At 57.6% G+C, this 26224-nt stretch carries 22 protein-coding genes and 3 tRNA genes; 13 read left to right on the plus strand and 12 right to left on the minus strand.

Annotation, left to right across the window (positions count from 1 at the left end; all coding sequences use genetic code 11):
- The 6 genes from gyrA (at window position 1) to ACQQCD_RS06790 (ending at window position 4922) form a co-directional block, all read left to right on the plus strand.
- Window positions 1-2748: a DNA gyrase subunit A gene (gene gyrA, locus ACQQCD_RS06765; protein WP_430267631.1), complete on the plus strand. Its 2748-nt coding sequence runs from the start codon at window positions 1-3 to the stop codon at window positions 2746-2748.
- Window positions 2745-3473 carry a DUF3566 domain-containing protein gene (locus ACQQCD_RS06770; protein WP_430267632.1) on the plus strand — a complete coding sequence of 243 codons (729 nt, stop codon included), beginning with the start codon at window positions 2745-2747 and terminating at the stop codon, window positions 3471-3473. Before gyrA ends, ACQQCD_RS06770 begins: the two co-directional genes overlap by 4 nt.
- A gap of 65 nt (window positions 3474-3538) precedes the next feature.
- Window positions 3539-3612, plus strand: a tRNA-Ile gene (locus ACQQCD_RS06775).
- A gap of 60 nt (window positions 3613-3672) precedes the next feature.
- Entirely contained in the window at window positions 3673-3789 is a 117-nt protein-coding gene (locus ACQQCD_RS06780) for a DLW-39 family protein (RefSeq protein WP_430267633.1), read from the plus strand.
- 68 nt (window positions 3790-3857) lie between these two features.
- Window positions 3858-3933, plus strand: a tRNA-Ala gene (locus ACQQCD_RS06785).
- 86 nt (window positions 3934-4019) lie between these two features.
- Entirely contained in the window at window positions 4020-4922 is a 903-nt protein-coding gene (locus ACQQCD_RS06790) for a DMT family transporter (RefSeq protein WP_430267634.1), read from the plus strand.
- A 58-nt stretch (window positions 4923-4980) separates the two neighbouring features.
- Here ACQQCD_RS06790 and ACQQCD_RS06795 read toward each other — a convergent pair whose 3' ends face one another.
- Window positions 4981-5856 carry a glycosyltransferase gene (locus tag ACQQCD_RS06795; RefSeq protein WP_430267635.1) on the minus strand — a complete coding sequence of 292 codons (876 nt, stop codon included), beginning with the start codon at window positions 5854-5856 and terminating at the stop codon, window positions 4981-4983.
- A 79-nt stretch (window positions 5857-5935) separates the two neighbouring features.
- Window positions 5936-6916 (minus strand): hypothetical protein, encoded by a 981-nt coding sequence (locus ACQQCD_RS06800; protein ID WP_430267636.1) that lies wholly within the window; start codon window positions 6914-6916, stop codon window positions 5936-5938.
- Window positions 6917-7081: 165 nt separating this feature from the next.
- Here ACQQCD_RS06800 and ACQQCD_RS06805 point away from each other — a divergent pair, with 165 nt between their 5' ends.
- Together ACQQCD_RS06805 and ACQQCD_RS06810 are read left to right on the plus strand one after the other, a co-directional pair.
- Window positions 7082-7627 (plus strand): peptidylprolyl isomerase, encoded by a 546-nt coding sequence (locus tag ACQQCD_RS06805; protein WP_430267637.1) that lies wholly within the window; start codon window positions 7082-7084, stop codon window positions 7625-7627.
- A 6-nt stretch (window positions 7628-7633) separates the two neighbouring features.
- Entirely contained in the window at window positions 7634-8509 is an 876-nt protein-coding gene (locus ACQQCD_RS06810; protein WP_430267638.1) for a rhomboid family intramembrane serine protease, read from the plus strand.
- Window positions 8510-9218: 709 nt separating this feature from the next.
- Here the strand turns inward: ACQQCD_RS06810 and ACQQCD_RS06815 are convergent.
- Both ACQQCD_RS06815 and ACQQCD_RS06820 read right to left on the minus strand, forming a co-directional pair.
- Window positions 9219-11246, minus strand: coding sequence for an FAD-dependent oxidoreductase (locus tag ACQQCD_RS06815; protein WP_430267639.1), 2028 nt, complete (start codon window positions 11244-11246; stop codon window positions 9219-9221).
- Between the two features lie 421 nt (window positions 11247-11667).
- A complete protein-coding gene (locus ACQQCD_RS06820; RefSeq protein WP_430267640.1) occupies window positions 11668-11925 on the minus strand; it encodes a cell division protein CrgA in 258 nt (85 codons plus the stop codon).
- A gap of 162 nt (window positions 11926-12087) precedes the next feature.
- Between ACQQCD_RS06820 and ACQQCD_RS06825 the strand changes: the two genes are divergently transcribed.
- Entirely contained in the window at window positions 12088-12834 is a 747-nt protein-coding gene (locus ACQQCD_RS06825; protein ID WP_430267766.1) for a class E sortase, read from the plus strand.
- Between the two features lie 170 nt (window positions 12835-13004).
- Complete coding sequence (locus ACQQCD_RS06830; protein WP_430267641.1) at window positions 13005-13646, plus strand: anthranilate synthase component II; 642 nt, start codon at window positions 13005-13007, stop codon at window positions 13644-13646.
- 63 nt (window positions 13647-13709) lie between these two features.
- Here the strand turns inward: ACQQCD_RS06830 and pknB are convergent, their stop codons facing one another.
- From pknB to ACQQCD_RS06865, 7 genes are all read right to left on the minus strand, one after another.
- Window positions 13710-15614 carry a Stk1 family PASTA domain-containing Ser/Thr kinase gene (gene pknB, locus ACQQCD_RS06835; protein ID WP_430267642.1) on the minus strand — a complete coding sequence of 635 codons (1905 nt, stop codon included), beginning with the start codon at window positions 15612-15614 and terminating at the stop codon, window positions 13710-13712.
- 53 nt (window positions 15615-15667) lie between these two features.
- Window positions 15668-17497, minus strand: a complete 1830-nt coding sequence (locus tag ACQQCD_RS06840) for a protein kinase domain-containing protein (protein WP_430267643.1) — start codon at window positions 17495-17497, stop codon at window positions 15668-15670.
- Window positions 17494-18951 carry a peptidoglycan D,D-transpeptidase FtsI family protein gene (locus tag ACQQCD_RS06845; protein ID WP_430267644.1) on the minus strand — a complete coding sequence of 486 codons (1458 nt, stop codon included), beginning with the start codon at window positions 18949-18951 and terminating at the stop codon, window positions 17494-17496. Before ACQQCD_RS06845 ends, ACQQCD_RS06840 begins: the two co-directional genes overlap by 4 nt.
- Window positions 18948-20387, minus strand: coding sequence for an FtsW/RodA/SpoVE family cell cycle protein (locus tag ACQQCD_RS06850; protein WP_430267645.1), 1440 nt, complete (start codon window positions 20385-20387; stop codon window positions 18948-18950). The genes ACQQCD_RS06845 and ACQQCD_RS06850 overlap by 4 nt, the downstream gene beginning before the upstream one ends.
- The gene (locus ACQQCD_RS06855; protein WP_430267767.1) at window positions 20384-22090 is read right to left on the minus strand and encodes a PP2C family protein-serine/threonine phosphatase; all 1707 of its coding nucleotides are present in this window, start codon (window positions 22088-22090) and stop codon (window positions 20384-20386) included. Before ACQQCD_RS06855 ends, ACQQCD_RS06850 begins: the two co-directional genes overlap by 4 nt.
- A 68-nt stretch (window positions 22091-22158) precedes the next feature.
- A complete protein-coding gene (locus ACQQCD_RS06860; protein ID WP_430267646.1) occupies window positions 22159-22650 on the minus strand; it encodes an FHA domain-containing protein FhaB/FipA in 492 nt (163 codons plus the stop codon).
- Window positions 22647-23426 (minus strand): FhaA domain-containing protein, encoded by a 780-nt coding sequence (locus tag ACQQCD_RS06865; protein WP_430267647.1) that lies wholly within the window; start codon window positions 23424-23426, stop codon window positions 22647-22649. The genes ACQQCD_RS06860 and ACQQCD_RS06865 overlap by 4 nt, the downstream gene beginning before the upstream one ends.
- Window positions 23427-23786: 360 nt before the next feature.
- On the opposite strand from ACQQCD_RS06865, the gene ACQQCD_RS06870 reads away from it, so the two are divergent.
- Window positions 23787-23869, plus strand: a tRNA-Leu gene (locus ACQQCD_RS06870).
- Window positions 23870-24034: 165 nt separating this feature from the next.
- Here ACQQCD_RS06870 and ACQQCD_RS06875 read toward each other — a convergent pair.
- Window positions 24035-24421: a DUF5997 family protein gene (locus ACQQCD_RS06875; RefSeq protein ID WP_430267648.1), complete on the minus strand. Its 387-nt coding sequence runs from the start codon at window positions 24419-24421 to the stop codon at window positions 24035-24037.
- Window positions 24422-24472: 51 nt separating this feature from the next.
- On the opposite strand from ACQQCD_RS06875, the gene ACQQCD_RS06880 reads away from it, so the two are divergent.
- Both ACQQCD_RS06880 and ACQQCD_RS06885 read left to right on the plus strand, forming a co-directional pair.
- Complete coding sequence (locus tag ACQQCD_RS06880) at window positions 24473-25195, plus strand: substrate-binding domain-containing protein (protein ID WP_430267649.1); 723 nt, start codon at window positions 24473-24475, stop codon at window positions 25193-25195.
- A gap of 18 nt (window positions 25196-25213) precedes the next feature.
- Window positions 25214-26221 (plus strand): LacI family DNA-binding transcriptional regulator, encoded by a 1008-nt coding sequence (locus ACQQCD_RS06885; protein ID WP_430267650.1) that lies wholly within the window; start codon window positions 25214-25216, stop codon window positions 26219-26221.
- The last annotated feature ends 3 nt before the right edge of the window (window positions 26222-26224 follow it).

Below are 26224 nucleotides of genomic sequence, written 5' to 3' on the forward strand. Positions count from 1 at the left end.
ATGAGCGACGAAACTCCTGAGGTCAACGGCGACGCCACACCTCAAAGCGGCACCCCCGAGGTTCCCGCAGCACAGGACGTAGTACTCGAAGGCTCTGTGATCACCGATCCTTTGACCGACCGCATCGAGCAAGTAGACCTGCAAACAGAAATGCAGCGCTCTTACTTGGACTACGCTATGGCCGTTATTGTGGGCCGCGCGCTCCCGGATGTACGCGACGGGTTGAAGCCAGTGCACCGCCGTGTGCTCTACGCGATGTTCGACGGCGGCTACCGCCCGGACCGCTCCTTCAACAAGTGCGCGCGTGTTGTTGGTGAAGTGATGGGTCAGTATCACCCGCACGGTGATACAGCTATTTACGATGCTTTGGTTCGTTTGATCCAAGACTGGACCATGCGTTACCCGTTGGCTTTGGGCCAAGGTAACTTCGGTTCCCCCGGTAACGACGGCGCCGCTGCGCCGCGTTACACGGAAACCAAGATGGCTCCTTTGGCCATGGAAATGGTCCGCGATATCGACGAAGAAACCGTCGATTTCCAGGACAACTATGACGGCAAGAACCAAGAGCCCACCATCCTGCCGGCACGTTTCCCCAACCTTTTGGTGAACGGTTCTTCAGGTATTGCCGTAGGTATGGCCACCAACATTCCTCCGCACAACCTGCGGGAAGTTGCTGATGGTGTGCAGTGGTACTTGTCCAATCCGCAGGCAAGCCGCGAGGAACTTCTCGAAGAGCTTCTCTTGCGAGTTAAGGGACCTGATTTCCCCACAGGCGCAACGATTTTGGGCCACAAGGGTATTGAGGATGCCTACCGGACTGGCCGTGGATCCGTCACCATGCGTGCCGTGGTTAACGTCGAAGAGCTTCAGGGACGTACCTGCTTGGTGGTCACTGAACTTCCCTACCAGGCCAACCCGGACAATTTGGCCATCAAGATCGCAGAACTGGTTCGCGATGGCAAGATTGCCGGCATTGCTGACCTCCGCGATGAGACCTCTGGCCGTACCGGTCAGCGCTTGGTTATTGTTCTTAAGCGTGATGCTGTGGCGAAGGTTGTTTTGAACAACCTCTACAAGCACACGGAATTGCAGAGCAACTTCTCCGCTAACATGCTTGCGATTGTTGACGGTGTGCCGCGTACCTTGAGCTTGGATGCGTTTATTCGTCACTGGGTTACCCACCAGATGGATGTTATTGCCCGGCGTACCCGGTATCGTCTGCGTAAGGCCGAGGAAGAAGCGCACATTCTGCGCGCACTGCTCAAGGCTTTGGACATGCTGGATGAGGTTATTGCACTCATTCGTGCATCCAACACCACTGAAGCGGCCCGTGATGGGCTGATGCAGTTGCTGGACATTGATGAGCTTCAGGCTCGGGCCATTCTGGAAATGCAGTTGCGCCGTTTGGCTGCACTGGAGCGCCAGAAGATCCAAGATCGTCACGCAGAGCTCGAAGCCTTGATCACTGAGTACAACTCGATCCTGGCGTCTGAAGAACTTCAGCGGGGCATCATCAGCGACGAGCTTGGTGAGATTGTTGCCAAGCACGGTGATGACCGCCGCACCAAGATTCTGATGGGCTTCGACGGCGACATGTCCATGGAAGACCTCATTCCTGAAGAGGAAATGGTTGTCACGATCACTCGTGGTGGCTACGTCAAGCGCACGCGTAGCGACAACTACCGTTCGCAGCAGCGCGGTGGCAAGGGTATCCGTGGAGCACAGCTTCGTGGGGATGACGTTGTGGAACACTTCTTTGTGACCACTACCCACCACTGGTTGTTGTTCTTCACCAATTTGGGCCGTGTGTACCGCGCCAAGGCTTACGAGCTGGTTGAAGCTGGCCGCGATGCCAAGGGCCAGCACGTTGCAAACCTATTGGCGTTCCAACCGGATGAGCACATTGCCCAGGTGCTGGATCTTCGCGATTACCAGCAGGCTCCGTACTTGGTACTGGCTACCAAGCGTGGTTTGGTCAAAAAGACCCGCCTCGAGGATTACGACACCAACCGCTCTGCCGGTGTGATTGCTATCAACCTGCGTGAAGGCGATGAGCTCGTTTCGGCTCAATTGGTGTCCGATACTGATGATTTGATGCTGGTTTCCCGTAAGGGCCAGTCGATTCGCTTCACGGCCACCGACGAAGCACTACGCCCCATGGGCCGTGCAACCTCAGGTGTGACAGGTATGAAGTTCCGTGAAGACGACGAACTCCTTGCTGCTGACGTAGTGACAGATGATTCGTTTGTGTTTGTGGTTACCGAAGGCGGCTACGCCAAGCGCACCAAGGTTGAGGAGTACCGACTCCAGGGCCGTGGTGGGTTGGGTATCAAGGTGGGCAAGTACCAAGAGGAGCGTGGTCACTTGGTGGGTGCGTTGATTGTCCACGAAGAAGACGAAGTTCTTGTGGTGATGGAAGGCGGGAAGGTAGTCCGCTCAGCAGTCCAGGGTGTTCCTGCCAAGGGCCGCGACACCATGGGCGTGATCTTTGCCAAGCCGGACAAGAACGACCGAATTATTGGTGTTGCAAAGAACACTGAACGCGGTTTGGAAGCTGCCGATGAGGACGCTGATGCGCAGGAAAATGCTGACGCGTCCGTACTCGAGCAAGGCGATGACGTAACGTTGAGCCAAGTAACTGACAACGCTGCTGAGGGTTCGCTCGAGGCAACGGCACCGGGCACAAGCGCTGATGAAGCGAACGACGCCACGGAACCGGGCGACGAAAACACCGGAGGTAACGAGTGAGCACGCCCAACTCCAACCCGAGCCCGTTTGAGAGCAATCCTGAAAAGCCACGCACCGCACCCGCATCCTCGGGTGTAACGCCGCCGGCAAAGCCGGTTCAGCGCCCGGAGGCACCTCAGGCGGCGCGGACAGCAAGTCCGACGGCGTCTTCCGCCGGAACGCCGTCCTCTCGCCCAGGCGCCACTGGCCCCAGTGCTTCCCGTCCGGCTCCAGCCACTTCTGGTGCAACGCGGCCGGGTACTCCTAGTGCGGGGCGTCCAGTTCAAGGCCAGCGTCCGGCTGCTGCCGGTACTGCTCGTCCGGGTACTGCCGCGCAGCGCCCGGGTACGCCCAATCTGGTAAAGCCGGCTCCTCGTGCCAAAGTTCGCCGTGCTCGTCTGCTGATCAGCAAGGTTGATCCGTGGTCCGTATTGAAGATGTCCTTTTTGCTTTCTGTGGCATTGGGTATTGTCACGGTGGTGGCAGCGATTGTGTTGTGGACTGTTTTGGATCTCACGGGGATTTTTGATCAGGTCAACAAGCTCCTGGGAGAAGTTGCCGGTTCCGAAAGTGGCGGATTCGATTTGAAGAAGATCGCGTCCCTTGGCCAGGTTGCCTCGTTTGCCACGATTATTGCCGTAATCAACGTGGTTCTTTTGACCGCGTTGTCCATGCTTGCAGCCGTTCTGTACAACCTCTCTGCGACCCTTGTTGGTGGCATTGGGGTCACTCTGACAGACGACTAATCTGCTCGATTTTGGATCGGGCCGGGATGTGCTGTAAAGTCATATCTCGGCCCGATGAGGCATCGGGGCGTATAGCTCAGGCGGTTAGAGCGCTTCGCTGATAACGAAGAGGTCCCTGGTTCAAGTCCAGGTACGCCCACGGAACCTGCACAGGTTCAAGTAAGGAAGCTGTTTATCGCAGCTTCGGAACGAGGTGTTTGTGAAGAAGTTGTTAGTAATAGCAGCGGCGATCGCAGGTGTTCTTGTTTACAAGAAAGTGCAGGAATCCGAAGCTCGGAAAGAAATCTGGAGCAACTCCACCGATTCGGTAGAGTGATTCAGAACTCATAGGGAATTGGACATTGCGTCCAAAACTTAGGGTATGATTGACGGGTTGCTTCTTATGGGGGCATGGCGCAATTGGTAGCGCACCTGCTTTGCAAGCAGGGGGTTCGGGGTTCGAGTCCCCGTGCCTCCACCATAAGGAAAGTCCCGGACAACGGAAACGTTGCTCGGGACTTTTTCGTTTCGTTACCTAACGCTCTTGCACACCCATAAGCTTGAACGGTGACTTTTTTGATCGCCGCGATCGGCGTATTGGGTGTGGCCTCCTCGGGACCTCTCATTGCTGCCACCTTGGGTGGAACAGCAGTGACAGCCCTTGCTATAGCGTTTTGGCGCAACGCCATCGCCTCAGTCGTGATGGCTGCACCCGTACTGATCAAGAATCCTGGTTCTTTTGGTCGTGTCACCCGAAGTGAGCTGCGCTGGTGCGCGATTGCCGCCGTCGCACTGGCTTTCCACTTCGCGTGTTTTATCACCGCTCTGCAGCTAACCTCCGTGGCCGCTGCCACGGCACTGGTTTGCCTCCAATCGGCGTGGATAGCTGTCTTCCAGCTGCTCCGGGGCACCAAACACCGCTGGCCGGTCTTGGTAGGCCTTGGAATCGCTTTCTGCGGCGTTCTAGCCATCACAGGAGTCGATATGGGCTCTTCCCACGAAGCAATGATTGGAGACCTTCTAGCGGTAGCTGGCGGCGCCCTGGCAGGGATGTACACCTTAGCTGGGGGCCGCGCACGCCAAACGATGACCACCGGAACCTACACCACCCTCTGTTACGGCCTCTGCGCGGCAGTGGTGGCCGTCCTAGCGCTGCTGACCGGTCAGCGGCTCGTAGGGTTCGACGCCGCAGGCTGGGCTGGGATTTTTGCCATCACCCTTGCGGCGCAACTGTTAGGGCACACGGCTTTCAATTATTTGCTCGCCACCATGAGCCCATTGGTGGTCTCGATGATTATTTTGTTGGAGATCCCAGGGGCAGCCATTCTTGCCGCTATTTTTCTGGGCGAAGTACTCCCGGCTGGCATTTATCTGGCTCTGATCCTCATCCTTGGTGGATTGGCCGTAGTGGTTGCTGGGCAACGTCGGGGCAAAAAGATCCCACCGATTGCCGAGCTAGGCGCCGACTAGCTACAGATACTGAGTTCTAGGATCCGCTGTCTAAAAACCTCGGCTCACATTCACTGGGTTAGATTCCCCCGCGGCGGGTGGGTTGGCCGGTGTTAGCCGTATGAATGGCCCGCAAAAGCTTCGCTGGGAAGTAGACGGAGAAAAACACCACCATAGGGGCTTTGAGAGCCATTTTGGTCACATTGTGGGCCTTGTAGGTGCGGTCAAAGCGGCGCACGTAATAACGGTAGTCCTTGGGTGAATCCTCGAGCCGGCGAGCCGACATCCCCGAGACCATCTGGGGCCAGTATTGAACTTTGAGTTGATGCTCGGCCAAATGCAGGGACAGGTCAATGTCCTCATGCATTTCGTCTTTCTCATCGCGGCAGGCTTCGTCGCAAATTTGTTCCCACGCACTTTTGCGAAGCGCCATATTGGAGCCAAACAGGAAGTGGTACTGGTGTTTGGCGAGGCGGAGCATAAGTTGGCGCATCCGGTCATCAGCTTTGAGCCCAAAGCGCCGCATGGGCATGTCGTAATAAACCACTGGGCCGGTAGCAGCCTGCACATTGTCATCCGCGAAAGCCTTTTGAACCTGTTCAACCCAATCCGGTTCAATCACCGAGTCCGCGTCAATACGCCCCAGGATCTGACCGTTGGCATGGTTGAGGCCATAATTTCGGGTGGGGATCAATCCTTGCTCGGTGTGCTGACTAAGCAGTTTGATAGGTGTGTCCGGGTACTCAGTCTGCATTTGACGCACAATCTGCACGGTGCGATCCGTAGACTTGTTATCCACCACAATGATTTCCCCGGCCGGCACGGACTGGTAGATGGCAGCGATCAGGCACTGCCGGATGACCGATTCCTCGTTATATGCCGGGATCACAATAGAGACGCTCAAAGCCGCGGAGGCATCAGCCTGCGCGGTTGGGTTGGGTCTATGAGGAGACATCGAACACAAACTTAGCATTAGCTCAGAAAACAGAACGGACCCTGCCGGTGGCGGGGTCCGTTCTTAGCTTTAGCTGCGCTTAGTTCTCGCTAGCCTTGTCAGCCTGGTTCTGCATGCTTGAGGCGATGTTCTTCACAGCCGTCTTAGCATCCGTGGCTACTTTAGGGGTGGCCTCGGCATTTCCTGCTGCGGGCTCCTCGACTGCCTCCTCAGTAGTTTCAGCAACGTGCTTTGCCTTTTCAGCAACAGCGTCCTTAGCTTCTTCGGCAGCGGCGGAGACATCGTCCCCAACAGCCTGAGCTGCTGCAGCGGCTTCAGCCTTGGCGTCTGCAGCTACGTCACGAACCGTGGTGGACGGTGCCGGTGCGGCAGGAGTCTTCCACGGGTCTTCGACGGGGCGCGTGGCCTTCCAAGCTGCAACACCTGCAGCCACGGCTGCGGCGATGATGCTGAAGATCAAGAATCCACGGTTTTTGGGCTTGGGCGCCGGGGCAACTTCAGAGCCGATCTTCTTCGCAGCATCCTGTGCGAACTTCTGAACGTTCTTGGCCTGCCTAGCTGCCTTCTTGCCCTGATCCTGCAACTGGTTTACTACGCCAGCATCTGCCAGACGCTGTGCAACGGCGTCCACCTGAGCTGGAGCGTTTTCCAGGCTGCGGTGCACGGCGTCAGAGGCGTGACCAATCTGTTCGGAGAGCAAAGGCAAGTACTCGCCAACTACTTTGTCGCGGGCCTGACCCAACGCCGGGGCAGCTTTATCAAAAGCGCCCTGAAGCTTTGGCGTGGCGTCTTCCACGGCGTCGTGAATCCGCGGGCCAAGCTGGGCCAAGGAATCCTGAAGCTTCGGCGTAACTACTGCAACGCCGTCGGCCAAATTGTGAGCGGCTGACTTGAGGCCTTCTTGAATCTTGGGCGAAGCGGTATCCAGCCCTTGCTGAATACGTGGAACAGCCCAGTTCACTGCGGCCTCTACTCGCGGTGTGGCCCAGTCTTTGGCGGTTTCAACACCGGAGACCACACTCTGTTCAAGGTCGCGGGCAATACGATCTGTCTTTTTCACAACTACCTCCCGGTCAGAACGATCCTTATAAAGGGGTTCGCTGTTAGCCTACGTGCCTTGGGCTATCCCGGCTATTCTCGCGCGCAGAATGTATTGGGATTTCACCGAACGCTGAACTCATTCACCATCCAACCAACGCACCAAGACCCGTGAAAGAATGAAGTTATGACTGCTATCGCAACTGCCAAAGCAACCCTCCACACGAGCCTGGGCGACATCGTCGTAAACCTCTTCGGTAACCACGCTCCTAAAACCGTTAAGAACTTCATCGGTCTCGCCACTGGCGAGCAGGCATGGACCCACCCCGAAACCGGTGAAGACAAGACTGGTACCCCGTTGTACAACGGCACCATCTTCCACCGCATCATCAAGGACTTTATGGTTCAGGCCGGCGACCCCTTGGGCCGCGGCGTTGGTGGCCCGGGCTACAAGTTCGACGATGAAATCCACCCGGAATTGAACTTCAACGCCCCGTACAAGCTGGCCATGGCCAACGCCGGTATCCAGGGCGGCCGCGGCACCAACGGCTCACAGTTCTTCATCACTACCGTGAACACTGACTGGCTTCAGGGCAAGCACAGCATCTTTGGCGAGGTTGCTGACGAGGAATCTCGCAAGGTTGTTGACGCGATTGAAAGCGTTCGCACTGGCATGGGTGACCGTCCGGTAGAAGACGTAGTCATTAACAGCATTGATGTAGAGCAGCTTTAAGCCTCTATGAGCTATGGAATTCCGGCGGCACAGCCGTCCGCTGATACCCCTGTCTGTCCGCGACACCCGGACCGCCCCTCGTATGTGCGCTGTCAGCGCTGTGGGCGTCCGGCATGTCCGGAGTGCCAGCGGCCGGCCGCCGTCGGATTCCAATGCGTTGACTGTGTCAACGAAGCCCAGCGTTCAGTAGCGGGCAACAAAACTATTTATGGCGGCACGGTCCGTGCTGGCCGGCCCATGGTCACACTGGGCATTATTGCGCTCTGCGCTGTGGTGTACATCCTGCAATGGATCGTCCCCAATGACGCAGTGTTCCAAAATTTCGCCTTCGCGAACATTTATGCGAGCCCCGAGTCCGGTGTATTCGAACCCTGGCGCATGCTGAGCTCGGCGTTCCTCCACTCGCAAGGGTTCATTCTCCACATTGCGCTCAACATGTACTCGCTGTGGATCTTTGGACAAGCCCTTGAACCCCTGATTGGCCGCGCCCGATTCTTAGCGCTTTATCTGCTCTGCGCCATCGGCGGGTCCGCAGGGTTCTTGCTCTTGACCCCCATGGTTCCCGTTATTGGCGTGGTGGGAGCATCAGGCGCCATCTTTGGTCTCTTTGGTGCCATGGTGGTTATCCAACGGCACCGCGGCGGTGACATCCGCCAGCTTCTAGTGCTGATCGGTATCAACGCCGTCCTGGGATTTATGGTCAGCGGAATCGCATGGCAGGCCCACCTAGGCGGCTTGATTACTGGCCTCCTCGGAGCTGCCGTGATCGCCTACGCACCCAAGGGACCCAAGCGGAACCTCCTGCAGGTTCTGGGTCTGCTGTTGGTCCTTGCCGTGGTGGTTGTGGCTGTGTGGATCCGCGTACAAACCGCAACGTTCTAAGCCTGAGGTCTTTGGACGCTGTGACATCCATATCCACAGAGCTTGTCCACAGTGTTAATAACTTACAAGCGTGTAATTCACTGACGTTTTGGGCCTAAATCACCTGCATCCAGTGTGGCTAGATGTGGATCCACACTGGTTATCCCCACTTGTGGATAACTTGTGGGTAGTGCTGTGTGGAAATGTGGACAGTTCGCCCCAGGGGGAAGATCCCTACAGTGGACGGGCCTTACACGGGCAGCTTGCCGCAGGAACTCTGCGGACCAGCACCGGCGAAGCGATCCGCCGTCCACACCAGCAACTCCTTGAGTAGCGGTGAGTTCTCGGTAACCACTGAAGTTGCCATGGAGACCAGGGTTCCCGGATCAGTAGGGCACAGGTGGACGCGAGGGCACCAGCCCACAAAGCTGCTTGCCCACCCTGAGATATGGTCACATGATGCACACAAGGCGTTGAATCCAAACAGATCGTGAACAGCACCCGACTTCTCAACAGGGTTATTCACAGTGTTAATAACTTACAAGGGTGTAGTTCACAGCTGGCTTTAAGCCCTGATCGCCCTATGCGCGGTAACTTTTCCTCAGCTTGGCCCAAAGTTTTCCCCACCTGTGGATAACTTGTGGGTATCCACTTGTGGCTAAGTGGATAACTCGGATCTAGTGACGGGTTTCGTACAATGATTCGGAGCCGAGCTGTTCACTGTGAAAATCTACAGCGAAGCGGCCAGCTCGGTTCCTTGGCGGATAGCGCGTTTGGCATCTAACTCAGAAGCCACGTCAGCACCGCCGATGATGTGTGGTTGGATCCCGGCAGCCACCAGTTCAGGTTCGAGCGTGCGGACGGACTCTTGACCAGCACAAATCACCACTGTGTCAACGTCCAGAATCTCCGGCCGGCTGTGGTCTTCACCAAAGCTGATGTGCAGACCGGAGTCGTCGATCCGCTCATAATTCACACCGGTAAGTTCTTGGACATTCTTTGCTTTAAGCGCAGCACGGTGCACCCAGCCGGTGGTTTTGGCCAAGCCGGCCCCAATGCGGCCCTCCTTGCGCTGGAGCAAATACACGGTGCGGGCAGCGGCGCTTGCTACTGGCTTGGTGAGCGAACCAACGGCGGTCGGATTCGAACTAACACCCCATTCTCGCTTCCACTCCTCAAGGTCCAAGGATGCTGAATGTTCGGTGGTGAGGAATTCGCTGACATCCACACCAATGCCACCGGCGCCGATCACTGCCACTCGATCACCAGCAGGTTTTCCGTCACGGACCAATTCCGCGTAGCTGAGCACCGAGGGGTGATCGATGCCGGGAATGGAGGGCATACGGGGGGTCACCCCGGTGGCGAGAACAACGTCGTCGAACCTTTCCTCCACAAGTTGCGCAGCGGTGACTGCCGTATTCAGGCGGACGTCCACACCCAGCACCTCGAGTTGCTTGGTGTAATAGCGAATAGTCTCAGCGAACTCCTCTTTGCCAGGGATGCGCTGGGCAATACCGAACTGACCGCCAATGCTCTCGCGCGCCTCAAAGAGAACCACCTTGTGACCGCGGCGGGCCAAACTTACCGCCGCAGAAAGACCAGCAGGACCACCTCCGACGACGGCAATGGACTTAGCACGCCGGGTAGGCATCAACTGCAAAACAGTTTCGTACCCCGCCCGTGGGTTCACTAGGCATGAGACGGGTTTGTTGGAAAAAGCGTGATCCAGACACGCCTGGTTGCAGGCAATACACGTATTGATGAGTTCAGTTTGGCCAGCCTGAACCTTATTGACCCAGTCAGGATCGGCCAAAAGCGGACGGGCCATGGAGATCAGCTCGATTTTCCCTGAGCTCAAGATGGCTTCGGCGGTCTCTGGCATATTAATCCGGTTCGCTGCAGCCACAGGAATATCAACTGCTTGGGCAACCCGCTCGGTGAACTCAACAAAGGCCGCCCGCGGAACGGAAGTCACAATGGTGGGAACTCGAGACTCGTGCCAGCCGATGTCAGTGTTCAGAATGGAGACGCCAGCATCCTGCAATTCGAGGGCAAGTGTCTCGATTTCCGCGAAGGTCTGCCCGTCGCTGACTAGATCGGCCATGGAAAGCCGGAAGATAATGAGGAAGTCAGGGCCACACTCGGCCCTCATGTTCCGGGCGATTTCAACAGCAAAGCGCCTGCGATTCTCCGGAGAGCCACCCCAGCGGTCCGTGCGCTTGTTAGTCCGTGCAGCCAAGAATTGGTTAATCAGGTAACCCTCGCCGCCCATAATCTCCACGCCGTCATAACCGGCGCTTTGAGCTAGCTTGGCGCTGTGTACAAAGTCCTTGATGTGCCGCTCCACGCCAAGACTGCTAAGCGCGCGAGGGGTGAAGGGGTTGATGGGAGACTTCAACGCCGAGGCGGACACACTCAGTGGATGGTAGGAGTAGCGGCCAGCGTGCAGAATCTGCAAGGCGATTTTTGAACCCTCAGCATGAACAGCATCAGTGATTTCACGGTGAGCATCTGCATGCTTTTGGCTGGCCATGCGTGCACCCCTCGGTGCTAGCCAGCCACGCCGGTTGGGTGCGTAACCGCCAGTGACCATCAGCGCCACACCCCCGCGGGCACGCTCGGCGAAGTACGCAGCCAAGCGTGGAATGTCCTTGGTGTGATCTTCGAGCCCGGTGTGTATGGAACCCATAATGATGCGGTTCTTGAGCGTCACACTGCCCACCTGGAGCGGAGCTAGGAGGTGAGGGTATGCGTTCATGTGGGAGCCTTCCATAGGAACATGTTACTGGAGAGTAACTTAGCCCGCTAGCGTTATGGGTCCACAATCTCTTGAGTCACCCAGTAACAGCAGATTTCCGGTGCATCCCGAGTTTTCCACAAGTAATCCACAATGTGGGTAACTTACACAGCTGTAACTTCACGCGTCGATTTCTCCCGTGCTGCCGGGAAATCAACAGGCAGCGCGAAAGTTGTCCACATTTGCACTGCCTGTGGATAACTGTTGTCCACTCTTGTGGACAGCTGGCTCAAAGCCGCAGCCACTCTCACCAATACGGCAGATCCCCTGCTCTGCTCGTGGCAAGAGTCTCGTGGCAAATATCCAGTACCAATACAAAACGGCGGGAACTCACCTTTGGTGAGTTCCCGCCGTCGGACGTTAAGTGGTATTGCTAGGCTACCTAGGAGCGCCAGCGTGTGGTCATCAAAAAGCCGATGATCGCAATGCCAAAGCCAATACCGATATTCCACGCTTCTGCGGCGGCAATGGGCAAAGTGCCTTCAGAGATGTAATACGTGATGATCCACAGCAGACCCAAAATCATCAGGCCGAACATCACGGGTTTGAACCACACCGGGTTCGGCTTGTAAGCAGTGGCAGCGGTGGTAGTTTCCGGAGCGCGACGGCTTGAACGCTTGCGGGGTTTGGACTCAGGCACGGGTCCTCCTGGGACGATCAACGTAGGGCCAACGGCCGCACCCAAGTTGGTATCCTGCTAGAAGGAAAGCCGAGGGACGCGGCACGCCAGCGGCGTGTAATGCTTCAGCAGCCAATTCTAGCTGTTATTCACAGCACATCCGGCGTGAACCGCACGTCCCGGATGGTGATCGCGGAAAGGGGCGGCGCAGTGCGTAAAGCCGTCCAAGTAGTTGGCGAGCTACTAATCACCGCCGGAATCATCCTGGTGCTCTTTGTGGTGTGGGAGATGTGGTGGACCAATGTCGAGGCGGATAGCCGCCAAGGACAAGTCCTCAAGCAGTTCGCCCAAGAGCTGCCAGCGCAGACCACGCAGCCCAACCCGAGCACTCAGACAAAGGATTTTGGTGCTCCAAAGGTGGGTACAGCTCCACAACACGGACAAACCATCGGCGTGATCTACATTCCGCGCTTTGGTGCCAACTACACCCGGCCCCTGATTGAAGGAACCAGTGCTGACGTTCTGGACACGTTGGGGCTTGGCCACTACCCAAGTACCTCAATGCCCGGGGCCCTGGGCAACTTCGCCTTTGCCGGTCACCGCCAAACCCACGGTGCGGTGCTGGACAATATCCACACCCTAGTGCCCGGCGACCGGATCTACGTTCAAACCAAAGACGGGTATTACACCTATGTGTACCGCAATACCGAAGTTGTCTTGCCCAACCGCAGCGACGTCCTGTTGCCCACCCCCACAGAAGCGGGAGTAGCACCCACAGAACGAGTCTTGACCATAACCAGCTGCAACCCACGCTTTGGCTCCCAAGAACGCATCATCGCGTACTCGGTCATGGAGAGCTGGCGGCCCGCATCGGCAGGGCCTCCCGTAGAGATCTCCAAGCAGGTCGCGGCACTCAAGACGGCGGCATAAAACATGTATGCCTGGATCTTCCGTCACCTCCCCGGCTCGAAATGGTTCCGCATTTTTCTCAGCGTGTGCCTTTTGGCTCTAGCCTTACTACTGGTGGTCACCTTCGTATTCCCGTGGCTCTCAGAACTCACACGATTCACCGACTCAACGATTGGTACAGCAACCCCGCGATGACTAAAACTCGAATTTTGGTTGTAGATAACTACGACAGCTTTGTTTACACACTGGTGGGCTACCTGCAGGAAATTGGTGCCGAGACCACTGTGGTGCGCAATGACGATGTCACCCTTGCCGAGGCGATTGATCTTGCTGAGGCGCGTGACGGTGTGCTGATTTCTCCCGGGCCCGGCAATCCGGCAGAAGCGGGAGTCTGCATTGATCTCATCAAATGGTGCGGTGAAAACAACAAACCCATGTTTGGTGTGTGCTTGGGACATCAGGCGCTAGCCGAGGCTTACGGTGGCGTAGTCACCCACGCGGCTGAACTGATGCACGGCAAAACCTCGTTGGTGGAGCACGACGGCGGCAGCGTTTTTGCGGGGCTTCCCTCGCCTTTGCGGGCCACTCGCTACCACTCACTTGCGGCAGTGCGCGAAAGCATCCCTGAGGTCCTGGAAATCACTGCACAAACGGCCGACGGTGTGATTATGGGTCTCCAGCACAAAACGGCACCGCTCTCTGGTGTGCAGTTCCACCCGGAATCGGTACTGACCGAGGGTGGATACCGGATGCTTGGTAACTGGCTCGAGCAGACTGGCCTAGAAGGAGCAGCTGAGCGTTCTTCCACGCTCAGCCCCCTGATCAAGCACTAGAACGCCGACAAGGCATGGGACCGCTTTTCCTCGACCCAAGTTCTCACCGGTAACAAGTCCTAGCTATTTTTTGCTTTTACCCTTGGGCGGGTTGGGTCCGGAGCTTGATCCAGCGCCGGTTTTCGTAGCTGTGGACGTAGGTGTTGGCGTCGGCGTTGGTGTGGGCGCGGCCTTTGCCACCGAAACGGCCAAGGCCGAACCTTGATCCACACTCGAATTAGCGGCATCCACCTGATCGGTAATCTTGCCGGTGACGTCAGTGTTGGGGTTCTCCACCTCGGTCACAGATAGCGTCAGGCCCAGTGGTTTGAGTAGGGCCTCGGCTTCAGCAACAGTTTTGCCACGCATCTCAGGGACGGCAACTTTGCCGGTGGACACCACAATTTGTACCGTGCTGCCAATGGGCACGGTGGCGCCGGCAGCTGGGTTTGTGGAAATGACCCTGTTCCCGGGAACCGTCACACTATTGGCAAAAGTGGTGGTGGGTGCACCCACTAGTCCGAGTTGACGCAGGATGTCACGGGCTGCAGCCTCCGTCATCCCGGCAATAGTTTTGGGAATGACGGCGCTGCTGGGACCGGTGGAAATGTTCAGCGTGACTTCAGAATTGGGATCCATGGAAGTTCCAGCCGCCGGGACGGTGCCAATGGCCTGTCCCTTCGGCACCGTGGCATCGGCCACTTCATGCGTAACCGGCTTCAACTGAGCGCCATACAACTTATTGAGAGCATCCGATTCAAGCAGCTTAGAAACCGCCGGCACTTGAACCTTGACCGGAGGCGCAGGCTTCTGGGTCAACTGCATGTACAACCAGAGCCCACCGCCAACCAGGACCAGCAGCGCAAAAACAATAAAGGTGGCAATCCAACCACGACGGCGGGACTTCTGTTGGCGGGTTCGGTCGCGTTCGGGGGGCAAAACTAAGGGGAGGCCGTCAATTTCCTGAGCGGTATCCGTCAACGGTGACGGGGCGTCGTCGGCCTCTACCATGGCAAAGTTATGCGCCTGAGTCTCTGCATCGCCTACCGCAAGGAGTCCCTCGGTCCGCTCGCTGTCCGGAATGACATCATTGGGGTCCGTGCGAACCTCAACACCATCGCCTGGGTGCAGAAAAACGCCGCTACGAGCAGCACGCAAGGCACGCCTAAATTCCCCGGCCGTTTGGAAACGGTCCTTGCGATTTTTCCTCATCGCTATGGCAAGAACACTGTCCACGGCCTCTGGAACCTGTGGGTTAATGCTGCTGGCTGGTTCCGCGGTCTGCCGCACATGCTGGTAGGCCACCGAAACCGGACTGTCACCCACAAACGGTGGGCGGAAGGTTAGGAGCTCGTACAACATGCACGCAGCGGAATATAAGTCGCTGCGCGAATCAACGGTCTCGCCCAGCGCCTGCTCGGGTGAGAGGTACTGCGCAGTTCCCACCACGGCTTGGGTTTGAGTCATGGTGGCTGAAGAATCGGCGATGGCACGGGCTATGCCAAAATCCATCACCTTCACCGCATTGGTGTTCTCTGAGACCATCACGTTGGCGGGTTTGATGTCGCGATGGATGATGCCTGAATCGTGGCTGTACTCTAGGGCGGATAAAACACCCAATGTGTAGCCAATCGCTTGATCAACCGTGACTTCTTCAGACTTGATCAGATCTCGCAACGTTCGGCCAGCAACGTACTCCATCACAATGTACGGAGCCCGCAAAGCGTCCGGCCCGGCCTCGCCAAGTAGCTGTTCACCGGAATCATAAATGGCCACAATAGAGCTGTGATTCAGTGCAGCAACCGATTGAGCTTCACGCCGAAACCGCGCCAAAAACTGAGGATCTCGCGCGAAATCGGCACGCAATAACTTGATGGCAACCGTACGGCCGAGGCGCGTATCCACACCACGGTGGACGTCCGCCATCCCGCCGCGGCCAATCAAATCGCCGACTTCATAACGTCCACTTAGGACACGCTGGCTTGACACTGCTTCGCTGTCCTTTCTGTGGGACGCGGTAGAAATCTGATCGGGCAAAACGATTATCCTGCTGGCGGTGCGCTAGAAGTTGTTGACTGCTGAGTCGGGGTGGGCGTGGGCGCCGTGATGGTAAACGTCACCACACTGCCCTTCGCCAGAGATGTGCCCGCGGGCGGGTTGAGTTCAACTGTCCCGCTGGTTGCCGAACCGCTGCTGGCCTGACCCTCGAGGCCCGCAGCTTGGAGCTTACTCTTGACCTCTTGTGCCGTGACATCGCCGGTGATGGATGGGACTGTCACCATTTCAGGGCCCTTGGAATAGGTCACTGTAATAGTTGAACCCTTCTCGGTGGGTCCGGTGGGGTTAATGTCCGTGACGGTGCCCGGCGCGGCATCGTTGGTGACTTCCTTGCCCGAAACCTGCATCTCCAAAGCAAGCAGTTGGTCGCGGACCGTGTTGAATTGCTTGCCCAAATACGCGGCCGGGATGATGTCCACCTTGGTGGGGGCTGAGGTGGTCTCACTCGGGGTCGGTGTGGAGGAGGACTCAGTGGGCGAGGCGGAACTGCTTGAAGGAGTGGAGGAAGCTGAGGTTGATGCAGAGCTGCTGGAGGTGCTGGGCGGAGCCGAAGATGACGAAGAATTATTCGGTGTCAAAATGCCCGTGCTGTTGAGCCAGAAGCCCACCAGGGCGAAGACCAACAACAAAATTAGGGCAACCAGCGGCCACGTCCACGGACTCTGATCCTTGCGCCGAGGCTGCTCCCGAAACTCCTCGAACTCATCGTCTTCATCAACCCAGCTGCGTTCGGCAGCCAGAGCTTCAGCGCGCGAGGATGCGGTGCCGGCAGCGCTAGCTGCAACAGCAGCGCCTGCGCCAACTCCGGCAGCGGTTCCCACCCCGGCGGCGCCAACCACAGGCAAAGCCGAGGTCGAGGCGCTTGTTCCACGCCCGTCAACGGAACCCACCACAGTGGTGGCCGCCGTCTGCTGCACATCCACTGGTGCCGTGATGGGGCCTGTGGTGGCCTCAAACAAAAGCATTCCCGGAACTGCGGCATGAGCTGCCTTGATGTCTCCGTTGCGGATAGCCTCGGCAGCTTCAGCCAATTTGATGGCGTTGGCCGGACGGTTCTTGGGGTCCTTGGAAAGCATTGACATCAACAGTGCACGCACCGGGGTGGCCAAGCTCTCCGGGAGCGGCGGCGGCGCGTCGTTGACCTGCGCCAAGGCAATAGCGATCTGAGATTCACCAGAGAACGGCCGGTGCCCGGTCAAGCACTCGTAGCCGATGATACCCAGCGAGTAGATATCGCTAGCACCAGTGGCCACCTGACCGGTTGCCTGCTCCGGAGCCAAGTACTGGGCGGTACCCATGACCTGTCCGGTCTGCGTCAACGGCACCTGATCTGCCAAGCGAGCAATACCAAAATCGGTGACCTTCACACGGCCGTCAGGAGTAATCAGCAAGTTTCCGGGCTTAATGTCCCGGTGAACCAAGCCCTTGCTGTGAGCCACTGACAACGCACGCGCTGTTTGAGCAATCATGGAGAAGGTCCGGTCCGGGGACAGGATCTTCTCCGTTTCAATAATCGAGCTCAAAGGCTGGCCAGGGACCAGCTCCATCACAAGGTATGCAGAACCGTCCTCTTCGCCGTAGTCAAAAACATTGGCGATGCCCACGTGATTCAGGAGCGCGGTGTGGCGTGCCTCAGCGCGGAAGCGTTGGAGGAAGCCCGGGTCACCGGTGTATTCCTCTTTGAGGATCTTGATGGCCACTGTGCGGCCGAGCACCTGGTCTTGGGCCCGCCAGACTTCGCCCATTCCGCCGATGGCGATCCGGGTTGTCAATTGGAACCTGCCGCCGAGTGTGATTCCCGATGAAGGCCTCACTTGTTCAACACCGCCTCAAAGATCTTTTTCGCGCTTGGACTAGTTAGCTGGGCGCCAGTGGCGACGTCAACACCTTGCATCACAATTGTGACCTCCACTTGCGGATCGTTCGCCGGGGCAAAGCCGGTGAACCATGAATTGTTTGTACCGTCACCAAGCTCGGCAGTACCCGTTTTGCCGGCCACCTGAACGCCCGGAACAGCTGCCGCTTGGCCAATACCCTCATCAACGACGCCGGTCATCCACTCCGTGATTTGGCGTGCAATATCCGGGGTGGTTGAGGTCCGCAAAACCTCGGGCTTGGGTTCGTTGAGAACGCGCAAGTCCGGGGAGCGCATGGTTTTTATCAGTTGCGGTTTCATCTGCACTCCACCATTAGCGATTGCTGAGGTCATGGTTGAAATCTGCAGAGGGGTTGCCTTGACGTTCAACTGACCAATGGCGGACTGGGCCAGCTCAGTTTCACCGAGATTATCCGGGAACTGGCTCTTGGCCGAAAGCAAGTGCAACTGATCACCAAAGTCTTGACCAAAGCCGAACTTCTCGGCCTGCTCAGAGATTGCCTTTTGACCCAAATCCTCGGCGATGCTGGCGAACGGAGTGTTGCACGAGTTCTCCAAAGCGAAAGCGAACGTTGCCTTTTCCTGCGTGTAGCAAAGGCCACCACGGTAGTTGGGCAACTTGTAGCTAGTTCCACTGAAGGACATCTCAGCCGGGTTGGGCAACACTGAATCCTTGTTGTACTTACCCGAATTCAAAGCAGCAGCCGTATCAATCAACTTAAACACCGAACCCGGGGCCAGCAGTGCACCGGTGGGTCCGCTGACGTTCTGATTCAGGTTGATTCCAGGGGTACTGTTCAGCTTCTCCATGGCCGCTGCTGCAGCCTTGGAATTTGAAGTGGCGATGGTATTCGGGTCATAAGACGGCTTAGAAACCATGGCCAAAATGGCGCCAGTCTTGGGATTCTGGACCACAATGGAGCCGCGTTGACCATCCGGGATCAGATCATAAGCGAGCTTCTGGAGCGCGGGATCAATGGTGAGTTCCACCGAGGCGCCTTTAGGTTGCTGTCCCAAAAACAGCTGGCCCATACGGTCCAAGAACTGCTGGTCAGAATTGCCCGTGAGCTCGCTGTTGAGCTCACGCTCAAGTCCGCTAGAGCCGGCGTCATTAGTGGAGTAATACCCAGTGATGCCAGCGTATAGGGCGCCACCAGGGTAGCTGCGGCGGAATTTGCAGCTCTCGTCCCCCGGAACGGACTCTGCGGTGGCCTGACCACCCACAATGATGGAGCCGCGATCGTTGCAAATATCTTGCAATAGAGCACGGTTGTTCAAGGCGTTAGTGCTCAAATCCTGAGCGCCAATCACTTGGACGTAGCTGATGGCGCCAAAAAGCAGGGCAAACATGGCTATGGCTGCGACCCACGAATTACGGATTGCTTGGTTCACTGTTGCGTCACCGCCTCGGTTGGAGCTTCCTGCGTTTTAGTGGATTCTTTGCTCTTCGCGGAGCTGGACTCATTGCCAGTACCAGTTCCAGTGCCTTGCGGCAACGGTGTAGTCACCACGGGGCCACGGGCCGCGTGCGAGATCAGTAAAAGCAACGCCACAATGATCCAGTTAGCCAGCAATGAGGAACCGCCGGCGGCTAAGAACGGTGTGGTCAATCCAGTCAACGGGATCAGGCGGGTTACGCCACCGATCACCACAAAGCACTGCAATGCAATAGCGAACGCCAGTCCACATGCAAGCAATTTGCCGAAGGAATCACGGGTACCAAGGGCGGCCCGGAAGCCGCGGGTAACCAGCAACAAGTACAAAAGCACAATGGCCACAAGACCCACCATGCCCAGCTCTTCACCGAAAGCGGCAATGATCATGTCGCTATTAGCAAAAGGAACTAGATCAGGACGCCCCTGGCCAAGCCCAGTTCCCACCAAGCCACCGTTGGCCATACCAAAGAGACCCTGAACAATCTGGAAACTACCGCCCAAAGGACGCAAGTAAACGTCCGGGGTGAAGGCTTCAAGCCAGCTCTCCATACGGTATTTCACGTGCGAGAAAACTTGGCTGGCAGCATAGCCGCCGGCAACGATCAGAACCAAGCCAATCAGCACCCAGCTAAGGCGACTTGTGGCTACGTAGATCATCACAATGAACAGGCCAAAGAACAGCACTGAAGAGCCTAGATCGTGCTGGAAGACGAGCACTCCGATGCTGACCAGCCAAGCGGTGATCATGGGACCCATGTCTTTGAACCTGGGCAATTGCAGCGGTCCGATCTTCCGCCCTGCCAAAAGAATCAGATCCCGATTGGAGGAGAGATACCCGGCGAAGAAGATGGCCAAAGTGATCTTGGCGATTTCACCGGGCTGGAAAGTCATGGGCCCAAGACGGATCCAAACACTCGCGCCGTTGATGTCACCGGCGGAAATCCCGGGTACCAGCGGCAGGACCAGCAGAACAGCGCTGACAATTAGGGAAATGTAGGTAAAGCGGCGCAGAATCCGGTGGTCTTTAAGAAACCAGATAACGACGGCGGCACACGCCATGGCGATCAAGGTCCAGCGAAGCTGGTTGTTGCCGGTCTCGCTACCGGGAGTGTCCAGGCGGTGAATCATGGCCAAGCCCAAACCGTTGAGGGCTACCACCATGGGAAGTATTACCGGATCGGCATATTTTGCGCGGAAGCGCAGCACTATATGCAGTCCGAGGGATGCAACTGCCAGCAGGCTGGACTGGAACCAGAAGTCAGTATTAAAAGCTTTCGGATCATTCAACCCGGTCATGGCACTGGCACCGATGCCAACACCCAAGGCCAGGATCAGCAGGACGAGTTCAATATTTCGACGCGGTTTAGGCACGGCGGTTGCCGGAATACTCACTGGGCACCTCCACAAGTAGTAGGGGCACTGCCCGGGGAAGCGGAACTGCTGGCACCGGCCGTGGGACTAGCGCTAGCAGCTGACGGCGTGCTGCCCGTTGGCGAAGCCGTGGCACTCGGGCTTGAAGTCGGCGAAGCGGACTTGGCCGTGCTCGTAGGAGTACCTGTCGGCTTGCTGCTGGAGCTCTTGCCGGGAGTGGCACTGGGGCTCGCCGTAGGTTTAGGAGTCACACACGGCGCGGGATTCTCCGGCTTGAGGTTGTCCACAATTTCCTCAGCATCTGTGAGGTCTTGGGCCGGGACCGTCTGGCGCACACGCTGCTGCGAAAACTCCGGCAAGCTAGACATCTTTACTTCGGTGACCTCATGAACGCGTGACAACTGGATAGGGCCCAATTGCTGGGAAACTCCGTTGTAAATGGCAACGTTTCCTTGGAACTCGCCCACGTAGTAGCGAGTCTGCGTCCAGGCATACCCAAGCCACAGCCCAGCAGCCACCAAAATCGCCAAGGAAGCTGCAACCACCAAAGACAACCACTTGCGATCACGAGAAACGGTGACTGTCTCCAGACCCTCATCGTGAGAAGAGTCCGTCTGCGAAAGAGTAGGAGCTGACTTATGCGTCAGGATTGTCGCTGCCCGGCGCGCAGCCGAACGGCCCACCACTGTAGGCATGGAACCAGTCTCAGCCGCAGTGGCAGCAGCACCCACCAACTCGTGTGGCCGAGTAGCCAATTCCATCCGCAAAACCTCGGCCACCAAGTGCGCGCCAAGATTCGGGTCAGTATGCGGCTCAGCTTCGGTGCTGTGTTGAGTCACCGTGCGGTCGTTGGCAAAATCAAGCCCCGGCTCGCCAGTCTTCGATTCATCCGAATCAGTGCGTCCACCACCGAAGGTGGAACCGGTGGCGACAGGCTCCGAAGGGGCGGCAGGGAGTGGGGTGAGTGTAGCGGGCGGCACCACATCCACGCGGGAAGTAGTGACGTCGTCGGGCCCGGCCTCAACAATCTCCAGAACCACCACCGTGACATTGTCCGGGGAGCCCACCGCGAGAGTCAGGTCAATAAGTTTCTCGGCGCATTCCTGCAGATCAGGGGTATTACGTACCACCCGCTCCACAACGTCGCCGGAAACGTAGTTCAAACCGTCCGAGCACAAAAGCCAACGCTCACCGGCGCGAACTTCAATGGTGGCTAGATCCAATTCCGGGCTTGCATCAACATCGCCGAGAACGCGCATCAACACGTTTTTGTGCGGGTGCGTTTCGGCTTCCTCGGGGCGCAAGCGGCCCTCGTCTATAAGCCGCTGAACAAAGGTATGGTCAACGCTGACCTGTTCGTACTTGCCTTCACGCAAACGGTAGGCGCGCGAATCACCAATGTGGGCGTACTCAAGTTTCCCGTCAGCCAAGAGCAGTGCCGTGACGGTGGTACCCATACCAGCCAAGCGAGGATCCACGTGGACAATCTCAGAAAGCAAAGAATTGGCGGTCTGGATCTCGTCGGCCAGAACGGTGCCAGCGCCACCCTGATACTCATCGTGATCGAGGTGAATCAGGTCCAAAACGGTGGATGCCGAGGCAACATTTCCACCAGCATGCCCACCCATACCATCAGCAACCACTGCCAAATGGCGACCAACATAGGCTGAATCGTCGTTTTTCGCGCGGACTAAACCTACGTGAGAGATGGCCGAATAGCGCATGATGAGGCGAGGCTCTTCGGGGCCATTCGCTCCATCTTGCGCGCCGGGCTGCTGATCTTTAGCCACGGTTATGGCCTCAATTCAATGACCGTCTTGCCGATTCTCACGGGTACGCCCAGCTCTACGGGCAATGCGCGGGTGAGTGGCTGATCCGCCAAGAAGGTGCCATTGGTGGAGCCCAGATCCTCGATGAACCAGCGGCTGCCTTGCGGGAACAAGCGGGCGTGCCTGCCGGAAGCGTAGTCATCTTCCAAAACGAGCGTTGCCTCTTGAGCGCGGCCCAACAAAATGGGGCTCGCAGCCAAATCCAAGCTAGTGCCTGTCAGTGGGCCTTCGGTGACCACCAATTGACGTGCTTGCTGGCGGACCGGAGGCGCCGGGGCGGGAGCAAGGTCCGGGTTCTTACGGATTTCGCGGGCCGTTGGAGCGCCAGTTCGTGCCTTGCCGCCGATCATCAAATCGCGGCGCATGGCAGAAACAATGCTGAAAATAAGGACCCACAGCAAAAGCAGGAAACCAAAACGCAGCGCCGCAACGGTCAAATCACTAAGTTCGCTCACTGGCCACCTCCCTGATTCGGGGCGCCGTTCACCGTCAACAAACGGAAAATAATCCGGGTGCGGCCCATGGTGATCACGGAACCATCCGTAAGTTCGGTGCTGCCGTGAAGTTTCTGACCGTTGACGTAGCTGCCGTTAGTGGAACCTAGATCCACTGCCAAGCTAGTGCCAGCATCGGTCCTAATTTCTAAGTGTTTGCGCGACACTCCCGTGTCATCAACCAAAATGTCAGCCTCGGACGAGCGGCCCAAAGTAATGCTGGGCGCGTTGAGTGAGTAACGCTGGCCGTTGATGTCCAAAACTGGCTGCAACCGTGACGGCGCGCGCGTTGGTGCGGCCGGCATCCGCGGCGCCGCCGGGTTGCGCGGTGTGGCGCTGGGGGCACTTGGCTGAGGGCCGGCGTCGTTCTTCTCTGAGGAGGATTCAACTTCAAAGTCACCAGGCTTGAAGTTCTCATCCAGCAAAAATGAAACGCGTACCGGGCCCTGCAGTGTGTAGCCCTGACTGCGAACATGCTTGATAACAACATCGCAGAGCTCTTCGGCTAAGGCCGTACCCCACTGTTGAGCGCGTTCAAAGTCTTCACTGCTAAACAGCACGTCAAAAACGTTCGGTGCAAGGGTCCTACCGGCCGAAACCGTTAAGGCATTGTGATCCAATTCGCGGCGCAAGCGGCTCGCAATTTCCACAGGTTGAACCTGGGTACGGGAACCGGTGGAGAAGACTCCACGTACGGCTTTTTCAATTCCACGTTCAACGCGGTCAAGTAGGCCCATACTCACACTCCTTCCTGTGGCGTCCCATGGCGGGGGCGAATCCTCTAGCGGCACCTTTTCAGGCACCGGTGCGAACACCCGGGAGGGCGCTCGTACATCCGATAGTACTTGGCCACTCTGGTAATGGCCCTAATCAGTGCAATTCCCGTGCCGTAGCGTGCGCCACAATTTTGCGGGTTCGGTGTTCGTGGGAACTTGGCTCCACGCCAACGGGTCTTCGCAGCAAACCGCTTTTGCATGCAGCCCAAGGGTTTGTCATGATTTCCGGTTTGGCTCCTGCGTCCGTTATGCTTGATCTCGCTGCTTTTGCGGAGTATTGAGTGTGGGAAACCTGCTTGAGGAACAATAGAGGGCGGTTGCGCGCGAGTGGCGGAACGGTAGACGCGCTGGCTTCAGGTGCCAGTGTCCGAAAGGGCGTGGGGGTTCGAATCCCCCCTCGCGCACGCATTAAAAATGACCTCGATCTTCGGATCGGGGTCATTTTTTCGTTGGGGCACCACACTGGCTTCCCCGCCGTCCCTTACCCCAACAGCTAGCAATTGTGGTTATTCTCAAGGCTGAGAAGAGCCGCAAATGCCAGTCAGTTGGGCGGGGCAGGGGAAGTGAGCCTACTTCTTGGCGGCCTTTTTGGCTGCTTCTTCTTTTACACGCTGAGCTTCGGCACGAACAGCGGCGTGAGTTGCCCGCTCGGTCACCAGCCATTGCGGCGGGGACTGCAGCAGTTCGCTGATTTGCGCCGTGGTGAGCGCCTCTTCAACACCGCCGCGAGCTAGGCCGCTGATAGAAATGTTGAGTTTCTGGGCCACTACGGGGCGCGGGTGCGGGCCGGTGCGGCGCAGTTCGGCAAGCCATTCGGGAGGATCGGACTGCAATTGCGCGAATTCCTCGCGGGTAATCACCGAATCCTGAAACTCCTGTGGGGTTGCAGGCAGGTAAAGGCCCAATTTTTTGGCAACGGTGGCCGGTTTCATGGACTGGGAATTAGCTGAGGTCATGTTCCAAGGGTATCCGCCGGGCGCGGAGAGGTCAGGCGGTACTGTGAGTATGTGTCTGAACCAACAGAAGAAACCGCGCCGTCTGTGCGATTCGCCTATGCCCCCGGAGTCACCCCGGGCAAGTGGATTCGGCGTTGGGAGGAGCGGATGCGGGATGTTCCGCTGAGCTCGTTTATGTCCGACGCCGGCACTGAACTTGCGGTGCTACGTGACGGTTCCGCCGACCTTAGCTTTGTTCGCCTCCCCATTGAGCGCGATGGCCTGAATGTTATTCCGCTTTACGCCGAGCAGCCAGTGGTGGTAGCCGCGAAGGGCCACGAGATCACGGCCTTCGAAGAAGTAGACGTCTCCGACCTGGTCAGTGAAACGATGCTGGATTCATCTCCGGAAGGTTTGGCAGCGCTGGGTGGAGTGGAAATGGCCCTCCAGGTGGTGGCCTCGGGAGCCGGGCTGCTGGTCCTCCCGATGGCCGTGGCCCGCCATTTCAACGCAAAAGAAACTCTCCACCGCAGGCTCACTGGTGCTCCTGAAACGGAGATTGCCGTGGTGTGGCTGCAAGACCGGGACAACGAATTTATTCAAGAATTCGTGGGTATTGTCCGGGGGAGGACCGCACAAAGCTCCCGTCAGCCGTCCTCGCAAAAAGAAGAACCGAAGAAAGCCCCTAAAGCGCGCACACCTCGCGGACCTAAGAAGCCCTCCGTTGCTCAGCGGTATGCTCCCAACCCAGACAAGGGCCGAGGCAAGGGATCACGTAAGCGCGGGAAGAAGTAGACGGTGAAGGAGTCCAAGGTGAAGCAGGGCAACAAACCCACTATCCGTACCGTGGCGGAACGGGCAGGGGTCTCACTCACCACGGTCTCCTATGTGCTCTCTGGACGCAGTGGCGGAACGGCGCGGATCAGTGAGGCTACGCAGCGACGCGTCCACGATGCTGTTGCTCAGCTGGGCTACGTTCCCAACCAGGCCGCTCGGGGCATGCGGCGCGGCAGGACTGATTTGGTGGCCGTAGCTATTGGTGACCTCGAATGGCCATGGGACAGAAGTCTGGCCACCGCGGCGGCTCGAATTTTGCCGGAATACGGTTATCAGCCAGTGATTCTGCTCGGCGATGCCTGGCGGAACTTTATGCTCTCCGGCGGGGCTGATGGGGTGATCCTCGGCTACATTCCGGCTGGATTGAGTGAGGATCCAACCATGACGGAGCTCGCTCGCCGTGGCGTAGCGCAAGTAGTGGTTTCCGAGGTGATGGAGCCCAAGGGTTTTGATGTCCTGGCTCCGCAACCACAGGACGGCATTGCCGAAGGAATGGACTTTTTGACCGCCAGTCACCGCAGAATTGGCTGCATCCGCCGACTGGACCAGCCGATGCCAGGGCAGAGTTCACGGTTCTCTAGTTACGTGGCTGGCTTGGAGCGTGCCGGAATTGAACTCGATATGGAACTGGTGAGGACCTCAAATCACGCCAAGGACCAGGCGTATACCGCCGCACTAGAACTCTTGAGCCTGCACGAGCGGCCCACCGCGATTTTGGCTACGGATGACATGGAAGCACTGCAAGCAGTGCGGGCCGCTCACCGTTTGGGGCTCAAAGTTCCGGAGGACATTCAGATCATTGGAGTTAGAAATTCAACCGAAAGCCAAGAATCTGATCCTGCCCTGACCACGATTGGCCCTGAACCGATCTTTGAACAAGTCGTCACCATGCTGGTGGACCGATTGGCTGGGCGCACGGCCCCGGAGGGTATCCGGGTGCCGGCGACGTGGAGCCTGCAGTTGCGTGAAACCACGCGGAACTAGTTG

This window comes from Pseudarthrobacter sp. J1763, from assembly GCF_050490295.1.
GTDB lineage: Bacteria > Actinomycetota > Actinomycetes > Actinomycetales > Micrococcaceae > JBNPEO01.